At 48.2% G+C, this 566-nt stretch carries 1 protein-coding gene and 1 pseudogene; both read left to right on the top strand.

The features are described from left to right. The first annotated feature begins 159 nt into the window (after positions 1–159). A complete protein-coding gene (locus tag AC5O77_RS22315) occupies positions 160–453 on the top strand; it encodes a hypothetical protein (RefSeq protein WP_000355609.1) in 294 nt (97 codons plus the stop codon). 31 nt (positions 454–484) lie between these two features. Beyond that, positions 485–566: pseudogene (locus AC5O77_RS22320) on the top strand (tail fiber assembly protein); the annotation flags it as partial.

Below are 566 nucleotides of genomic sequence, written 5' to 3' on the forward strand. Positions count from 1 at the left end.
ATGTGTATAAGAGACAGGTTGCCGAAGGTGTAATGTACGAACGTCTGGTTGTTCCACTGATTCACCATATCCAGAAACTGACTGAAAGAGTTGATGAACTTGAGTCAGAATTAAAGTTGTTATCAACTTCCCGAAGCGATATCGGATAAAGGAGGAGTAATGGATATAACACCTTTCCTTCATGCACTTTGTGCTGTGGCTGCGCAGGTACTGGTTGGTCTTTTTACCGGAAACTGGGCTTACGGGGCGATAGCCGGTTGTACGTTCTTTATTGCCCGAGAACATACCCAGGCAGAATATCGCTGGATTGAAATGTTCGGGCATGGCAAGCGAATGAATATGCCGTGGTGGGGCGGTTTTGATCCGCGCGCGTGGGATGTGGCAAGTCTGATGGATTTTGCTGTGCCGGTGGTGGCGTGTCTGCTGGTCTGGCTGTTGGTTAATCGTGGGTGAAAAAAGGTGAGCTGTATATGCAACGGAGGAAGAAACCTCGTTGCTGGAAGCCTGGAAGAAGTATCGGGTGTTGCTGAACCGTGTTGATACATCAACTGCACCTGATATTGAGT

Source organism: Stenotrophomonas sp. INTA L402-1 (assembly GCF_059295135.1).